Below are 17,141 nucleotides of genomic sequence, written 5' to 3'. Positions count from 1 at the left end.
GAAAAAAGACAAGGAGCGGCAATGTATTACGGGTTTGATATTGGCGGTACAAAAATTGCGTTAGGCGTGTTTGACAACCAGCGCAAACTCCAGTGGGAAAAACGTATACCTACGCCACGCGACGGTTACGCGGCCTTTTTAGACGCCGTATGTCAGCTGGTGGCGGAAGCTGACCAGCGCTTTGGCGTCAAAGGATCGGTCGGTATTGGTATTCCGGGCATGCCGGAAACTGAAGATGGCACTCTGTATGCCGCGAACGTTCCCGCCGCCAGTGGCAAACCCTTGCGTGCCGACCTTAGCGCGCGTCTTGACCGTGATGTTCGCCTCGATAACGATGCGAACTGCTTTGCGCTATCTGAAGCCTGGGACGATGAATTCACCCAATATCCGTTGGTGATGGGATTGATCCTCGGCACCGGCGTAGGCGGTGGTTTGATCCTTAACGGAAAACCGATCACTGGCCGCAGTTATATTACCGGCGAATTTGGGCATATGCGTCTGCCGGTTGATGCCCTCACGCTGATGGGGTTCGACTTTCCGTTGCGTCGCTGCGGCTGCGGTCAACTGGGCTGCATTGAAAATTATCTTTCCGGGCGGGGATTTGCCTGGCTGTATCAGCATTATTATCATCAACCGCTGGAGGCGCCTGAAATCATTGCGCTGTGGGAGCAGGGCGACGAACAGGCGCGGACGCATGTTGAACGTTATCTGGACTTACTGGCCGTTTGTCTGGGAAATATCCTGACGATTGTCGATCCGGATCTGGTGGTTATTGGCGGCGGCCTGTCGAATTTTACCGCCGTCACCACGCAGCTGGCAGACAGACTGCCGCGCCACTTATTGCCTGTCGCACGCGTACCGCGTATCGAACGTGCGCGTCACGGCGACGCGGGCGGAATGCGCGGTGCTGCCTTCTTACATCTTACCGATTAATCAATAGAGGTTGCTATGCTGTCGCGTCGGGGTCATCGGTTAAGTCGATTTCGTAAAAACAAACGCCATCTACGCGAACGTCTGCGTCAGCGGATCTTTTTCAGAGACAGAGTGGTGCCGGAAGTGATGGAAAAACCGAGAGTATTAGTGCTTACAGGGGCTGGCATTTCTGCGGAGTCCGGAATTCGCACCTTCCGCGCGGCGGACGGTTTATGGGAAGAACATCGCGTCGAAGACGTAGCGACGCCGGAAGGCTTCGCCCGTAACCCGGAGCTGGTGCAGTCATTCTATAATGCGCGTCGTCGACAGCTGCAACAGCCTGAAATTCAGCCGAATCCGGCGCATCTCGCACTGGCGAAGCTGGAAGAGGCGCTGGGCGATCGTTTTATGCTGGTAACGCAAAATATCGATAACCTGCATGAACGGGCGGGTAATCATAATATTATTCATATGCACGGCGAGCTGTTGAAGGTGCATTGTTCGCAGAGCGGGCAGATTCTGGCGTGGACCGGTGACGTTACGCCGGACGATAAATGCCATTGCTGCCAGTTCCCGGCGCCGCTGCGCCCGCATGTCGTCTGGTTTGGTGAAATGCCGATTGGCATGGATGAGATCTATATGGCGCTGGCCATGGCGGATGTCTTTATCGCCATTGGCACTTCCGGGCACGTTTATCCGGCGGCCGGTTTTGTCCACGAAGCGAAACTGCACGGCGCGCACACGGTTGAGCTGAACCTTGAGCCCAGTCAGGTCGGCAGCGAATTCGATGAGAAGTATTACGGCCCCGCAAGCCAGGTGGTGCCTGAGTTCGTCGAGAAGTTACTGAAAGGACTGTGACGCGTTACTGCCCGGAAAGAATGCCGGGCAGCATTTCTCCGTTTTAGCGCAACAGCACCTTGCCCGTCAGATAGGTTGTTGCCTGCCCGCCGATGTAAACCCGATCCCCCTTTAGCTGGCAGCGTAGTTCGCCGCCGCGTTCGCTCCCCTGATACGCGAGCATCTGCGTTTTATGCAATTTTTCAGCCCAGTAAGGGATGAGCATGGTGTGCGCTGAATCGGTGACCGGATCTTCTGCAACCGCTTCACCGGGGCAGAAGAAACGGCTCACAAAGTCGTATTCCCCGGCACCGGGCGCGGTGACGCACACCATTTTCTCAAGAGGCAGCATGGCGCTGATATCCGGGCACAGCGCTTCCACCTCGCGTAGATGTTCCAGGACCACCAGATAATCTCGTGCGGCGCGCACTTCTGTGTACTGCGTAATGCCTAATGCCTCGAGCAATAAAGGCGGTGGCGTGACGGGGTCCGTCTGCCAGGCCGGAAAATCCAGCGTCAACCACTCGCCGCTGCGGGTGACGGTCAGCGGCCCGACAAATCGGGTATCGAAGTGAATGGTCGAATAAGGATAATTCAGATGTTCGAAGATGACGTGCGCCGCCGCAAGGGTGGCATGTCCACACAGATTAATTTCCCCCTGAGTGGTAAACCAGCGCAGCGTAAAACCCTTGTCGTTGACCACAAAGAAAGCGGTTTCCGATTGATTATGCTGCTTCGCCATTTTTAAAAGTGTCTCATCGGGCAGCCATTCGGTAAGCGGGCAGACCGCCGCGGCATTACCACCAAAGGTGGTGTTGGCAAAGGCATCTATCATGTAGAAATCAATTTGTTGCATAGCGTCAACCTCACGGCATATCCGGAAAACTCACACCTTATCATGACACGGCAGTGCGCAGTTTGATTCTCTTTCCCGAGACCGAAGCGCGGCCTGCAATTTAAGGTAGGTATTGTTTCAGTTGCTTTGCCTTTGCATACATAACGATAACATTCTGCCTGCCAGGTGTGGGGGCTGGTGCGTGAAACACTGGCATGGCGCTGCTCCTGAGATGGCCATGTCGCATATCGCCATTGCCGGGGCGGGAGGCAAGGTTGTTGACTGGATGGAACACGGGGCCAGCGAAATGGACATACATGTGAAAAATGAAGCGAAGCGTCAGCATGACGTGTAATGTGTGTATGTCGCTTTATTCCGTTGACAGATAATTTGTATTCCCACGGGGACCAACACAATGAAGATGGATGCGTTTGCTTTTGGCACAACGAATTGGAACGAAGTTGAAAGAACAGAGTACCCTGGAGAAACGGGCATTGAATCGCCACGGGTTTAACAGACACCCCAGAGTCATTTAAGATGACTTAAAGAGAGGTGCCCATGAGCGGTAAGCGTTATCCTGAAGAGTTTAAAATTGAAGCAGTCAAACAGGTTGTTGATCGTGGTCATTCTGTTTCCAGCGTTGCAACTCGTCTCGATATCACCACCCACAGCCTTTACGCCTGGATAAAGAAGTACGGTCCGGATTCTTCCACTAATAATGAACAGTCAGATGCTCAGGCCGAGATCCGCCGACTCCAGAAGGAGTTAAAGCGGGTTACTGACGAACGGGATATATTAAAAAAAGCCGCGGCGTACTTCGCAAAGCTGTCCGACTGAGGTACGCCTTTATCCGTGGCAACAATCGTTGCTGGCCTGTCCGCCTGCTCTGCCAGGTGCTGGATGTGCATCCGAGTGGGTTTTACGCCTGGCTTAAGCAGCCACATTCACGACGGTATCATGCTGACCTGAAGCTGACGGGACATATTAAGCAGTTCTGGCTGGAGTCGGGCTGTGTTTATGGCTATCGCAAGATCTATCTCGATCTGCGGGATTCCGGGCAACAATGCGGTGTAAACAAAGTCTGGCGGTTGATGCAACGTGTGGGGATAAAGGCTCAGGTCGGATACCGAAGTCCACGGGCGCGTAAAGGTGAAGCCAGTATTGTGACGCCCAACAAGCTCCAGCGGCAGTTCAACCCGGAAGCACCGGATGAACGTTGGGTTACGGACATAACCTACATCCGAACCCACGAAGGCTGGTTGTATCTGGCCGTGGTGGTTGACCTGTTCTCCCGAAAAGTTATCGGCTGGTCAATGCAACCCCGAATGACAAAAGAGATTGTCCTGAACGCATTACTTATGGCGGTGTGGAGGCGTAATCCTCAAAAGCAGGTACTGGTTCACTCTGATCAGGGCAGTCAGTACACGAGCCATGAGTGGCAGTCGTTCCTGAAATCACACGGTCTGGAAGGCAGCATGAGCCGTCGCGGAAACTGCCACGACAATGCGGTTGCGGAAAGCTTTTTCCAGCTACTGAAGCGCGAACGGATTAAGAAAAAGATCTACGGAACTAGAGACGAAGCCAGAAGCGATATTTTTGATTACATCGAAATGTTTTATAACAGTAAGCGTCGGCATGGTTCGAGCGAGCAGATGCCACCAGTTGAATATGAAAACCTATATTATCAACGACTCAGAAGTGTCTAGGTTATCCGTGGCGATTCATTCAGCGGAGCTGTAAGAATCGCTGTAAAAGGAACCATCCACTTTTAGAGACTGATTATGTTCCCTGATGAGATCGCCATGCATAAAGTCTGATTCACCGGACAATCGATCATTACCGTTCTGAAGTCTGTCGAAGCTGGACGTATCGTCAGCATGTCTGTCGAGAAACGGGAATATCCGAAGCTTTCTATTACAACTTGACTAACCAAATACGTATTATAGTATAGGAAATACCCAGAGTGTCATTTTTTTTGAACTGATAGCTATGCTGAGGTGCTTATTGAACGCTTGATTTTAAAGTATCTAAGTTAAAAATACATTTAAATATGGGATAGTATGAACTATTATTGATAGGAGTAAAATAGGGGTGTGAATAAATTATTAAGTCAGCCTCTATATGTTTTTTGTCGAGGCTGACTTTTAATGTTATATATTCTTATCTAAAGCTTCGTGGGGGATGAGTATTGCTGGTAAATTCCTTTAAAAAGTTTTCCAAGAAGTTGGTTTTGATAGGCGTGATGAGTAAACATTAATGCTGCGTTTTCATCAATATCACGAACAATATCAATTTGATTATTATTTTTTAATTCGTCATAGTAAATTTTGCAGCGAGCAAAATTGACCGCTTCGAAAATAAAACTTTCATAGCGTTTTTCAATGATGAAGGTTTTAATTGAGTTGATGGTTCTAATGTCATTTTTATGAGTTATCTTAACCTTGAACTCTTTAATGTTAACATCAAGTAATGCGACAATTTCATTTCTTGATTTAGTAGTTTCTAACGAAAACTCAATGCTTTCATCGTCAAATAATGGATGAAGATGAGGTTTCTTGTAAAAATTAATCTGACCCTTTAAGCTTGAGTTGCAAATAGAGCAAGCTGGCACGAGGTTATATAAGCTTAATGCTAGGTGAGGATAACTCCCTTGAGGGAAAAAATGATCTAACGTTGGCCGGAATCCTCTTTTTTGTGACCTTACGGTGAATGCATATGATTGATTGCAATAAGGACAGCTTCTTGCTTTTGACGCATTACACAAATCATAGGCGTCGTATCCTTTCGTTTTAGTAGTAAAATTATGATAATCGAATATTTCAATAAGATTTTTTTTAAACACTTTAATTAGATCTGTGTTATTACTATTTTTTCTAATGACGAAATCATAGTATCTTGCGGCTAAAGCTAAATCCCTAAAATTATTTGAAATTATGAGATTTTTTGTCTTTTCGACGAAATGTGCAGTTAGGCTTTTGGGGCCTTGGTGCTGCGTTCTAGCCAAATAGTCATCTATTTTTTTGAGAACAAAATTATTATGTTTTACTTCTATTGAGGCCCAGTTTTGTTTAATGGAAATTATCATTTTATATCACCACTTGAAGGGATGAGTTTCATGATCTCTCTCTCTAAAATATCATTGTCTATTGATTTTATAACTAAGAGATCTTTTTCTGAGATATTGTTTTCCTTAATGTTTTTTACGGTTTTATTTATTCGTTGAGACGCAAATTCACCAATAGTCTTCGTTCCGAAAGACTCATTGAGTAACAAATGAATTGGCGAGGCAAATCCTGAGGTAGCGTCTGCTTTATCCATAGGGCAGATGAATTTTTTAGGGATATCAGTAGCTAACAATGGGGAGTGAGTCGCCAAAATGAGTTGTAAAAATGAAAGGTTATTAATGTGCTTCACTTTATTTAAAAATTCATTAATCTTAAAAATATAATTTCTTTGCCATTCCAAATGCAAGTAAGCATCACCCTCATCAATCATTAACAATATTTTTTTTGTCCCCTTCTCTGCCAATTGTTTAATTGCTTTGGAAATCAAACTCATTTGATGTATTATAGCTAATTGGCCAGAACTCATTTCTACTAATTTGAAATCAAAGTAATTTTCAACTTCGAAATCAATCAATAACATCTCCCCTTTATAAGCATCCACGGGAAATTGCATATATTCAGTGAAGGAGAAATCTTGACTAATGTATTTCAAGAATGACTCAACTTTTGCTCTCTCAATTTCGAAGGTTTCGAGTGATTTTATCTCATGTCGCTTAAGGGAATCATGCCCATTAAGTAGAAAATTGAGGATGTTAATGGCCGTCGAGTTTCTTATTTTGTTACTTTTTTTAAGTCCGTTAATTGTGATGAATGTAGATATTTTTTTTATGTCATCTCTATCAGAATTTAAATAATTATATAATTCATCAACCAATATATCCAAAAGCTCCTTTCTTTTGGCTGTTATTTTAATGATATCATCCATTTCTTCATTTTCGTTAATTTTATCGCGAATGAGCTTGTCTATTTTTATTATCTCATTCGTGGTTGATGATTCTTTTAGTATATATTTAATACGGCGTTCACTAAGTTTTAAAACTTCATCAAGAATTGATTTTAATATAGTCTTTGTATTGATTCTGTATTCTATTTGAGAAACTGGTTTGATCTTAAAATATTCAAGAATTTCTCTTGATTCATTTAAATTATTTATTCTAATGCCTCTTCCATAGTAGGGGGACGCATCAATAAAACGTTTTGACGATGCATATCTTTCCCTGAAAGGGATTGGGGAGAAATAAACAACCCCCCAATATCTAGTTTCGTTTTTAACATCGTAGCTCGGAACGTTGAAGAAATCAATTTCACACCCCCCAGTAAATGCTCCTATATGGGAAGATTTAAATTCATTTATAACTTGATTAAGAAAATATGTCTTCCCTGTTCCGTTCTCGCCTATTAACAGGGAGATTGAGTCAACGTCAAAAATGTTACTGTTATCATCAGGCTCATCTCTTAATTCTAATTTTTTTCCATCAACAGAAAGAGTACGTATCAATTTAGACTCCTAATTATTTATATTTTTATCACGCAACAGTAGTTTATTTACTGCATTGTAACAATGCAACTTCATTCACGAAATATCAATACTTCTATCAGTGCAGCTTACTAATTCATCAAGTTTATCAGCCCATTCCTGCATCATCACTTTACGCTCATCAAGATAGGTCGCATGGTTGTATGTGCGACGAACATTGTTGGTATCAGCGTGTGCAAGCTGAGCCTCGATAGCATCTGGTCGATAGCCCATTTCGTTTAAACGCGTACTTCCTGTAGTTCTGGTTGCATGGGGGCTATAAATGCCACTCCAGCCGAGGCTTTTTAGTAGCTGGCGCAGGGAGTGCGATGTCATTGGACCTTTCGGATTATCCCTGCCCGGGAAAAGGTGCTGTCGATGCCCGGTTAATCCCTGTAGTGTTCTGAGCATTTTGACAGCTTGTAAGGGTAGGGGAATAACGTGTTCTCTTCGAGCTTTCATTCGCGTAGCTGGAATGGTCCACAGGGCGTTATCAAGATCGAATTCTGTCCATTCTGCTTCGGTGGCTTCTGCAGGACGCGCCAATGTCCACCACATAAGCCACATGCAATAGTTAACCTGGTACGAGCCACGACTATTGTCAAAACAGATTAATAACTTTCCGATTTGCTGGGGATTCAGTGCCTGTTTGTGCTGTGTCTTATTGGCGGGGAGGGCCTTACGCACAGTCCATACAGGATCGCTATCAGCTCTAAGCGTCGCAACTGCCAACTCAAAAACTGAAGAAACGGTGCGACGTGCTTCAGCGGCAACTGTCGGTGCTCCTCGTTTGGCTGTTTCCTGAAGAATTTTAAGGATATGGTGTGGAGTGATCTCTCTGACAGGGAGCTTACCGATGGCGGGGAAAACTACACGCTCAAGCATATCAAGGCGGCGTGTTTTGGTGATTTCTGCCCAGTCTTTCATCTGCAACCACTCTTTGGCGATTAGCTCAAAGGTGTTGGAGGCATCATTGACCTTGCGAATCTTATCTAACTGGCGAGCTTGTGTTGGGCTAACTCCATCCGCGACCTGCTTTCGCGCTTGCTCGCATTTTTCGCGAGCTTCGGCAAGTTTGACCGCGGGGTACTCACCTAGCGCAAACATGCTGGATTTACCGTTGAGTTTAAACCGATAGCGCCATGCCTTTTTGCCATTGGGTTTCACTTCGAGGTAGAGACCGTTGAAATCATTGAGTCGATAGAGTTTTTCTTTCGGCTTGGCAGTGCGGCATTGCGTATCTGTGAGCATAACGGAGCCTTGTTTATTTATTATACCGTTATTGTACTCACTTAAAATGAAGATGGAAGAATGTTGTACTCATCCATGTACTCATTTTTGACAGCGTTGTTACGAGATGAATTGAGACTCTGTGAAATGAAAAATCCACGCAATCGCGTGGATTTTATAGAGTTTTACCGTTTCTATGAGATTCAGCGAAACCTCATGAGACAACAGAAGTGATTTAGACGTTAAACAAGAAGTTCATCACATCACCGTCTTTAACGATGTAATCTTTACCTTCGGCGCGCATCTTACCGGCTTCTTTCGCGCCCTGTTCGCCCTTATAGGTAATGAAATCGTCAAACGCAATAGTCTGCGCGCGAATAAACCCTTTTTCGAAGTCAGTATGGATTTTTCCTGCCGCCTGCGGGGCCGTTGCGCCGACAGGGATAGTCCAGGCACGGACTTCTTTCACGCCAGCGGTGAAATAGGTCTGCAGGTTAAGCAGGCGATAGCCCGCGCGAATCACGCGGTTCAGACCCGGTTCTTCCAGCCCCAGTTCCTGCATGAACTCGTCGCGTTCTTCATCGTCCAGCTCAGCGATATCGGCTTCAACAGCGGCACAAACTGGAACAACCACGGAGCCTTCTTTCGCCGCGATTTCACGAACCTGATCCAGATATGGGTTGTTCTCGAAACCGTCCTCGTTGACGTTGGCGATGTACATGGTAGGTTTCAGAGTCAGGAAGCTCAGGTAGCGGATTGCCGCTTTATCTTCGTCGGTCAGATCCAGAGAGCGCAGCATCCCCGCTTCGGCCAGGTGCGGCAGACATTTTTCCAGCGCCGCCAGTTCGGCTTTAGCGTCTTTATCACCGCCTTTCGCTTTTTTCTGCACACGGTGAATCGCACGTTCACAGGTATCGAGGTCCGCCAGCGCCAGCTCGGTATTGATAACGTCGATATCTTCCGCCGGGTTAACTTTGCCTGCAACGTGAATGATGTTGTCGTTCTCGAAGCAGCGCACGACGTGGCCGATCGCTTCGGTCTCACGAATGTTGGTCAGGAACTGGTTACCCAGACCTTCACCTTTGGACGCGCCTTTCACCAGACCCGCGATATCCACGAACTCCATGGTCGTCGGCAGAATACGTTGCGGTTTAACGATCTCAGCCAGTTGATCCAGACGCGGGTCAGGCATCGGTACGACGCCGGTATTCGGTTCGATCGTACAGAACGGGAAGTTGGCCGCTTCAATACCGGCTTTGGTCAGCGCGTTGAACAGGGTGGATTTCCCGACGTTGGGTAAACCAACGATACCGCATTTGAATCCCATGATTTAAATCACCTTAATAACTTGATAATCAACCTGTTACAGAAAACAGATTGTAGAAATGAAAACAACTTTGCCTATTATACACAGCGTACGGCAAAAATGCCGCACATCCCGGTTTATTGTGCCTTAAAGGTATGCAAGCGGCTTGTCGCTTTGGTCAGACCGTCTTTAAACCAAATCTCCGTACAGCGAGCCGCTTCGTCAATCGCGTCGTCAATCAGCTTCTGTTCAGAGACCGGTGGCTTTCCTAACACAAAGCCTACAACTTTATTTTTATCGCCCGGATGGCCAATTCCGATGCGTAAGCGATGAAAGTTAGGGTTATTGCCAAGTTTGCTGATAATGTCCTTCAGGCCGTTATGACCGCCATGCCCACCGCCCAGCTTAAATTTGGCAACCCCTGGCGGCAGATCCAACTCATCATGCGCCACTAAAATCTCATCAGGATTAATGCGATAGAAACCGGCCATCGCGCTGACCGCTTTCCCGCTCAGGTTCATAAACGTGGTAGGCACCAGCAGGCGAACATCTTCACCCTCAACGGTCACCCGGGACGTATAGCCAAAGAACTTCGGCTCTTCGCGTAACGGCGCTCGCAGCCGCTCAGCCAGTAAATCGACGTACCATGCGCCCGCATTGTGTCGTGTTGCTGCATACTCCGCGCCGGGGTTTGCCAGGCCGACAATCAGTTTAATCGTCACGTTTTCTATCCTGCATAGGTCAATCACTGGCGCGTAGTGTACTGTCTGCAGCCCCGCTTGACAAAAAACAGCGTCAGAGGAGAGGGAAATGAATAGTTGCCGCTGTCGACTATTAGAAAGTCAAGGGCTTCAGGGGCTTATTTGTAAAGTTTTGTTGAATGCGACGTTGTATTTGTGATCGCACCCGCACTCAGAATGGTACGTGTTGTCTATACTTTACACATAAGGATTAGGGGTATTCCCTGAAACAACCCAAAAGTTCCGGAGGTGACATATGAAACGCAAAAACGCTTCGTTACTCGGTAATGTGCTAATGGGGTTGGGGTTAGTGGTGATGGTTGTTGGCGTTGGTTATTCAATTTTAAACCAACTGCCGCAATTTAACCTGCCACAATTTTTCGCACATGGTGCAGTGCTGAGTATTTTCGTCGGCGCCATTCTCTGGCTTGCAGGGGCACGTGTTGGCGGGCATGAACAAGTTTGTGACCGCTACTGGTGGGTACGCCACTACGATAAACGTTGCCGCCGTAACGACAATCGCCGTCATAGTTAACGCTGATTGCCGGATAGCGAACCAAATGTCGTCTCCGGTCTGACAGTTGGCAAGAAAGGGAGGCCCGGTAAGCGTGAACGCCACCGGGCTTTTGCTTATTTATGTCAAATCCGCCAGGGCGGCGTCGCGATTCGGGAAAAACGCCAGGCGTCCCGGAATCGGCTGGATGCCGGCGCGCGCCATGGTGCGCAGCGGCTGAAATTCAAGATTGCTCACCCGCAGTTCGCATCCCTCCGGCAGCCTTTTGACAAAGCGCTGGAACGCATCCAGTCCGCCCGCATCCAGCACAGGCACTGCATCCCACTTCAGTACGACAACGCGCTTGCCTTCAATTCGTGATTCCAGATCGGTAAACAGCCCTTCAGCGGCGGCAAAAAACAGCGGGCCAATTACGCGCAGCACCAATACATCCTCCGGCACGTCCACGTTAACCGCCGCCAGGCGCGTCATACGCGCGATACGCCGCATAAACAGCAGGGATGCCAGCACAATGCCCACGCTGATGGCGATCACCATATCAAACAGTACCGTCAGCGACATACACATCAGCATCACGATAATGTCGTCTTTCGGCGCGTGGCGCAGCAGGTCCACCACTTTATGCGCTTCGCTCATATTCCACGCCACCATCAGTAGCAGCGCGGCCATCGCCGACAGCGGCAACCAGGAGAGCAGCGGCGCCAGCGCCAGCAGCGCGAGGATCACCAGAATCGCGTGAATGACGGCGGAGATCGGCGACGTCGCGCCAGCGCGTACGTTTGCGGCGGAACGGGCAATCGCGGCGGTGGCGGTGATCCCGCCAAAGAACGGCGCGACAATGTTGCCGAGCCCTTGTCCTATCAGTTCGCTATTGGCTTTGTGCTTGGTGCCGGTCATTCCGTCAAGCACCACGGCGCACAGCAGCGACTCGATAGCCCCGAGCATCGCCATTGAAAATGCTGCAGGCAGCAGGGCGCGCAGCGAGTCCCAGCTTAACGTAAAATCGGAATCCGGCAGGTTCCATGGCAGCACCAGTTGAGGTAACAACTGTGGGATCCCGTTGCCCTGCGAACCGTCGGCGAGGATGTAATGAAACTGCGAACCGATGGTCGCGACATGACCGCCGAACAGGTTAACTATCCCCATCACCGCGCAGCCCAGCAGCAGGGCCGGAAGGTGACCGGGCAGACGAATACCCAGCCGTGGCCAGAAAATCAGAGTGCCCAGCGTCACGATGCCAATGGCGGCGTCGCCGAGGTTGATCGTTGGCAGCGCCATAAACAGCGCGCCCACTTTCTGCAGATAATGCTCGGGAACGTGCGCCATCTGCAGACCCAGAAAGTCCTTGATTTGCATGGTACCAATGGTGATACCAATCCCTGACGTAAAGCCTAGCGTCACGGAAACCGGAATGTATTCGATCAGGCGACCAAAGCGGGCCAGTCCAAAGAGGATCAGAAATATGCCGGACATCAGGGTCGCGACCAGCAGGCCTGCCAGCCCAAACTGTTGCGACACCGGGTAGAGGATCACCACAAAGGCGGCGGTAGGGCCAGAGACGCTAAAGCGCGAGCCGCCGGTTAAGGCAATGACAATACCTGCAACCGCCGCGGTGTAGAGACCGTATTGGGGAGCGACGCCGCTGCCTATAGCCAGCGCCATTGCGAGCGGAATCGCAATAATCCCGACCGTTATCCCGGCGATGAGATCACGGGTAAACCGTGAAGCGGTATATTTTTCTTTCCAACAAGCGTCGATGAGGGCGCGGAAAGGCATCACATGTGAGGAAAAGATTCTGTTCACAATAATGTTTCATCCATGAGCGCATCATCTGTCAACTAAATGGCAGGTGAAGGAGGCATAAGTCATACAAATAGTGGTTAAAGATAAAAAAACCGCCGTAGCGGAAATTCTGAAATGACAGGCCGTGTGCATCGCCCAAAAACGTTGCCGCTTACCGGGCTGATTCATCATCAAAAAAACCCGCCGCAGCGGGTTTTTGCGCCGGGTTCGATTAATGTTCGAACATGGCAGAGATGGATTCTTCATTGCTGATACGACGAATCGCTTCGGCCAGCATACCCGACAGGGTCAACGTACGTACGTTCGGCAGCGCTTTGATTTCATCGGTCAGCGGAATGGTATCGCAGACGACGACTTCATCAATCACGGAATTACGCAGGTTGTTAGCTGCATTGCCAGAGAAGATCGGATGCGTTGCGTAAGCGAATACGCGTTTTGCGCCACGCTCTTTCAGGGCTTCTGCGGCTTTGCACAGCGTACCGCCGGTGTCGATCATATCATCAACCAGCACGCAGTCACGGCCCGCAACGTCACCGATGATATGCATCACCTGAGAAACGTTTGCACGCGGACGACGTTTGTCGATGATCGCCATGTCGGTGTCATTCAGCAGCTTAGCGATAGCGCGGGCACGCACGACGCCACCGATATCCGGAGAAACCACAATCGGGTTATCCAGATTCAGCTGCAGCATATCTTCTAACAGAATTGGGCTACCGAATACGTTATCAACCGGTACGTCGAAGAAGCCCTGGATCTGTTCAGCATGCAGGTCAACGGTCAGGACGCGGTCCACGCCGACGCTGGACAGGAAGTCCGCGACAACTTTAGCCGTGATTGGCACACGCGCGGAACGGACGCGACGGTCCTGGCGCGCATAGCCAAAGTAAGGGATAACGGCGGTGATGCGGCCTGCGGAAGCACGGCGCAGGGCATCAACCATAACGACCAATTCCATCAGGTTGTCGTTAGTGGGGGCACAAGTGGACTGGATGATGAAAATATCACCACCGCGTACATTTTCGTTGATTTGTACGCTGACTTCGCCGTCGCTAAAGCGACCTACAGCGGCGTCGCCGAGAGAAGTGTACAGGCGGTTGGCAATACGTTGTGCTAGTTCCGGGGTGGCGTTACCAGCAAAAAGCTTCATATCAGGCACGAGAAGAACCTCAGGCATGCGTCCATTGGTGGAAAGAATCTGCCAAAAACTGTGCGGGCCAGGCAGGATTCTCTCCATGCGGTGTATTAAAGAGCGCGATGCAACGTCTGGAACAGGGTGACGTTGTCACCGAAACTCAGCTTGCCCGGCTTACTCGCCATCATTCCTCTCTCATGTATGTTGGCTCTAATGCTTCACACCCGTCACATACTGAAGTACGCGGCTGGGGATTCGTCATCTCGCCATCTTCCTGAAACGTGGATGATTTAGAGTAACGCCCGATGCAAAGGGGAGAGGTTGACGCCTTTCGCCACAAAGCCTTCGAGCCATTCCGGGGCTTGCTCAAGCACCTGGCGAGCACGAGACTCTGTATCGAATTCAGCAAAGACACAGGCCCCTGTACCAGTCAGGCGCGACGGCGCGTATTCTAACAGCCAGGAAAGCGCGGCATCAACCTCGCGAAAACGTTTTCTTGCGATAACCTCGCAATCATTGCTGAATTCACAATTTAATAACGTTTCTATTGACCTTTTTGGCGTGTTACGGGGCAAATCCGGATCGTTGAAGATCGCCGGAGTCGGAATACTGACGCCCGGATGCGCCACCAGATACCATTTTTCGGGCGGATTAACCGGCGTGAGGATTTCTCCCACGCCTTCGGCGAAGGCGGCATGGCCACGAACAAATACCGGGACGTCCGCGCCAAGCTGGATCCCCAGTTCCGCCAGTTCATCCACCGACAGGCCGCATTGCCAGAGGTGGTTAAGCGCCACAAGGATCGTCGCAGCGTTAGAGGAACCGCCGCCGAGTCCGCCGCCCATCGGCAGACGCTTGTCGATGCGAATATCCGCGCCGATGCCGGCCGGCAGACGACCGTGTTGCGCGGCTGTTTTCATCAGCAAACGCGCGGCGCGAACGATCAGGTTATCCTCATGCGCCACGCCGTCTACCGGCGTCAGCAGACGAATCTCGCCGTCGCTGCGCGGCGTAATGTCGATCGTGTCGCCGTAATCGAGGAACTGAAACAGGGTTTGCAGCGTGTGATAACCGTCCGCGCGCTGGCCGGTAATATATAAAAACAGATTCAGTTTTGCCGGGGATGGCCAGTGGGTCATCATTTCACAATCCAGTTATCCATTTTCAACTTGATGCGCAGGTCGCCATCCGAAAGTTCCATATTGGCAGGCATGGCCGGTTGCGTTTTACTGTCATAGGCGCTGTAAACGACCTTCCAGTTTTTGCCATCCTGATGATAATTCACTTCGCGCAGGCGGTACTGATCGTCAAGTTTATAGTCGGTAGCGTCACCCGGCAGGCCCAGAATCCACTGGCGCAGGCTGTTCAGCGGAATCGGCATCCCGGTCAGCTTGCCGATCATCTCTTCGCCGTCTTCGGCGGTATAGCGCTGGCCCTTGTTATCCACCAGTTGAACGTGACCTGGCTGCGCGTTCAGCTCCAGCTCAGTGCTGCCCAGCGGGTTCGTCAGCAGCAGGCGGTAGCGGTCCTGGCCGGTTTGCTGCCAGAAGAAGCGGGCATAGACCTTCTGATCGGCGGAAATAAAGGCAAACGCCCCGCGGGTCTGATACTGATTTAACTGAAGCACAGCCTGCTGGTGCTGTCGCCACTGCGGGGAATCGGGACTTTTGCCCGGTCCTTTTGGCGCGTTGATCGTACAGGCGGTGAGTACCAGGCTTGCCAGCGGAAGCAGGCGGATCAGGCGAAAGTCAGGCAGGGTCATAGTGATGACGAATCCTTGTGATACGTTGCAATAATAACCCTTAATGCTAGCGCCGCGCGGGTATATCGTCTACGTTCACGTTATCTTAATTTAAGCGTTAAGCGATTACTCCAAAAGGGGGCGCTCTCTTTTATTGATTACGCGCATCCTGTATGATGCGATCAGACTAACCATATCAACGCTGGTACTACTCCCGCAGACATGACCCTTTTAGCGCTCGGCATTAACCATAAAACGGCACCTGTATCGCTGCGAGAACGTGTAACGTTTTCGCCGGACACGCTCGATCAGGCGCTGGACAGCCTGCTCGCGCAGCCTATGGTGCAGGGTGGGGTGGTGCTGTCGACCTGTAACCGTACAGAGCTGTATCTCAGCGTTGAAGAGCAGGACAATTTGCAGGAGGCGCTGATTCGCTGGTTATGCGACTACCATAACCTCAACGAAGACGATCTGCGCAGCAGCCTCTACTGGCATCAGGATAACGCCGCCGTTAGCCACCTGATGCGCGTCGCCAGCGGGCTCGACTCGCTGGTACTCGGCGAACCGCAAATCCTCGGCCAGGTGAAAAAAGCCTTTGCCGATTCGCAGAAAGGCCACCTCAACGCCAGCGCGCTTGAACGCATGTTCCAGAAATCCTTCTCCGTCGCGAAACGCGTGCGCACTGAAACCGACATCGGCGCCAGCGCGGTATCCGTCGCCTTCGCCGCCTGTACGTTGGCGCGCCAGATCTTCGAATCACTGTCTACTGTCACCGTGCTGCTGGTCGGCGCAGGAGAAACCATCGAGCTGGTGGCGCGTCATCTGCGCGAACACAAGGTGCAGAAGATGATCATCGCTAACCGCACTCGCGAACGGGCGCAGGTGCTGGCCGATGAAGTCGGCGCCGAGGTCATCGCGCTGAGCGACATCGACGCGCGTTTGCAGGAGGCGGACATTATTATCAGTTCCACCGCCAGCCCGCTGCCGATCATTGGCAAAGGGATGGTGGAGCGCGCGCTGAAAAGCCGCCGCAACCAGCCGATGCTGCTGGTGGATATCGCTGTCCCGCGCGATGTCGAGCCGGAAGTCGGCAAGCTGGCGAATGCCTATCTCTACAGCGTTGACGATCTGCAAAGCATCATTTCGCATAACCTGGCGCAGCGTAAAGCCGCGGCCGTGGAAGCCGAAACCATCGTGGCGCAGGAAACCAGCGAATTTATGGCCTGGCTGCGCGCGCAAGGCGCCAGCGAGACCATCCGCGAATACCGCAGCCAGTCTGAACAGGTGCGCGACGAGCTGACCGCCAAAGCGCTGGCTGCGCTGGAGCAGGGCGGCGATGCCCAGGCGATTATGCAGGATCTGGCCTGGAAGCTGACCAACCGCTTGATCCACGCCCCAACCAAATCTCTACAGCAGGCTGCCCGTGACGGGGACGACGAACGCCTGAATATTCTGCGCGACAGCCTCGGGCTGGAGTAGCAGCACACCCCTCTTTTTTTACAAGGTG

The 17,141-nt window shown here is 50.4% G+C and carries 15 protein-coding genes and 1 pseudogene; 6 read left to right on the top strand and 10 right to left on the bottom strand.

The window, feature by feature from the left end; all coding sequences use genetic code 11:
• Positions 1-21: 21 nt before the first annotated feature.
• Together nagK and cobB are read left to right on the top strand one after the other, a co-directional pair.
• Complete coding sequence (gene nagK, locus APU02_RS22870; protein WP_060571333.1) at positions 22-933, top strand: N-acetylglucosamine kinase; 912 nt, start codon at positions 22-24, stop codon at positions 931-933.
• Between the two features lie 15 nt (positions 934-948).
• A complete protein-coding gene (gene cobB, locus APU02_RS22865; protein WP_042283663.1) occupies positions 949-1,770 on the top strand; it encodes a Sir2 family NAD+-dependent deacetylase in 822 nt (273 codons plus the stop codon).
• 43 nt (positions 1,771-1,813) lie between these two features.
• Here the strand turns inward: cobB and APU02_RS22860 are convergent, their stop codons facing one another.
• On the bottom strand, positions 1,814-2,605 hold the full coding sequence (locus tag APU02_RS22860) for a PhzF family phenazine biosynthesis protein (protein WP_060571332.1): 792 nt from the start codon (positions 2,603-2,605) through the stop codon (positions 1,814-1,816).
• 181 nt (positions 2,606-2,786) lie between these two features.
• Here APU02_RS22860 and APU02_RS26635 point away from each other — a divergent pair.
• Both APU02_RS26635 and APU02_RS22850 read left to right on the top strand, forming a co-directional pair.
• Positions 2,787-2,939 (top strand): annotated as a pseudogene (locus APU02_RS26635) (hypothetical protein); the annotation flags it as partial.
• 203 nt (positions 2,940-3,142) lie between these two features.
• A protein-coding gene (locus APU02_RS22850; RefSeq protein WP_120714937.1) for an IS3 family transposase occupies positions 3,143-4,290 on the top strand; the annotation gives its coding sequence in 2 pieces (ribosomal slippage) (positions 3,143-3,380 and positions 3,380-4,290; 1,149 coding nt in all).
• Between the two features lie 458 nt (positions 4,291-4,748).
• Here the strand turns inward: APU02_RS22850 and APU02_RS22845 are convergent.
• The 5 genes from APU02_RS22845 to pth form a co-directional block, all read right to left on the bottom strand.
• On the bottom strand, positions 4,749-5,669 hold the full coding sequence (locus tag APU02_RS22845) for a hypothetical protein (RefSeq protein ID WP_060571330.1): 921 nt from the start codon (positions 5,667-5,669) through the stop codon (positions 4,749-4,751).
• Positions 5,666-7,147, bottom strand: a complete 1,482-nt coding sequence (locus APU02_RS22840; RefSeq protein ID WP_060571329.1) for an AAA family ATPase — start codon at positions 7,145-7,147, stop codon at positions 5,666-5,668. The genes APU02_RS22845 and APU02_RS22840 overlap by 4 nt, the downstream gene beginning before the upstream one ends.
• 75 nt (positions 7,148-7,222) lie before the next feature.
• Entirely contained in the window at positions 7,223-8,416 is a 1,194-nt protein-coding gene (locus APU02_RS22835; RefSeq protein WP_060571328.1) for an integrase arm-type DNA-binding domain-containing protein, read from the bottom strand.
• 214 nt (positions 8,417-8,630) lie between these two features.
• Complete coding sequence (gene ychF / locus APU02_RS22830; protein ID WP_042283652.1) at positions 8,631-9,722, bottom strand: redox-regulated ATPase YchF; 1,092 nt, start codon at positions 9,720-9,722, stop codon at positions 8,631-8,633.
• 116 nt (positions 9,723-9,838) lie between these two features.
• A complete protein-coding gene (pth, locus tag APU02_RS22825; RefSeq protein WP_060571327.1) occupies positions 9,839-10,423 on the bottom strand; it encodes an aminoacyl-tRNA hydrolase in 585 nt (194 codons plus the stop codon).
• A 274-nt stretch (positions 10,424-10,697) separates the two neighbouring features.
• On the opposite strand from pth, the gene ychH reads away from it, so the two are divergent.
• Entirely contained in the window at positions 10,698-10,976 is a 279-nt protein-coding gene (gene ychH / locus APU02_RS22820) for a stress-induced protein YchH (protein WP_012906045.1), read from the top strand.
• A gap of 99 nt (positions 10,977-11,075) precedes the next feature.
• Here ychH and dauA read toward each other — a convergent pair whose 3' ends face one another.
• From dauA to lolB, 4 genes are all read right to left on the bottom strand, one after another.
• Positions 11,076-12,758: a C4-dicarboxylic acid transporter DauA gene (gene dauA / locus APU02_RS22815; RefSeq protein ID WP_060571326.1), complete on the bottom strand. Its 1,683-nt coding sequence runs from the start codon at positions 12,756-12,758 to the stop codon at positions 11,076-11,078.
• A 211-nt stretch (positions 12,759-12,969) separates the two neighbouring features.
• Entirely contained in the window at positions 12,970-13,917 is a 948-nt protein-coding gene (prs, locus tag APU02_RS22810; protein WP_001518537.1) for a ribose-phosphate diphosphokinase, read from the bottom strand.
• Positions 13,918-14,183: 266 nt separating this feature from the next.
• Complete coding sequence (gene ispE / locus APU02_RS22805; RefSeq protein ID WP_060571325.1) at positions 14,184-15,035, bottom strand: 4-(cytidine 5'-diphospho)-2-C-methyl-D-erythritol kinase; 852 nt, start codon at positions 15,033-15,035, stop codon at positions 14,184-14,186.
• A complete protein-coding gene (lolB, locus tag APU02_RS22800; RefSeq protein WP_060571324.1) occupies positions 15,032-15,655 on the bottom strand; it encodes a lipoprotein insertase outer membrane protein LolB in 624 nt (207 codons plus the stop codon). Before lolB ends, ispE begins: the two co-directional genes overlap by 4 nt.
• 201 nt (positions 15,656-15,856) lie before the next feature.
• On the opposite strand from lolB, the gene hemA reads away from it, so the two are divergent.
• Positions 15,857-17,113, top strand: a complete 1,257-nt coding sequence (gene hemA / locus APU02_RS22795) for a glutamyl-tRNA reductase (protein ID WP_042283635.1) — start codon at positions 15,857-15,859, stop codon at positions 17,111-17,113.
• Positions 17,114-17,141 lie beyond the last annotated feature (28 nt).

It is taken from the genome of Citrobacter sp. 50677481, assembly GCF_001463265.1.
In the GTDB taxonomy this organism is placed as follows: Bacteria; Pseudomonadota; Gammaproteobacteria; order Enterobacterales; family Enterobacteriaceae; genus Citrobacter_A; species Citrobacter_A sedlakii.
Note: the sequence above shows the minus strand (reverse complement) of the source record. Positions and strands in the feature narration are given on the sequence as shown.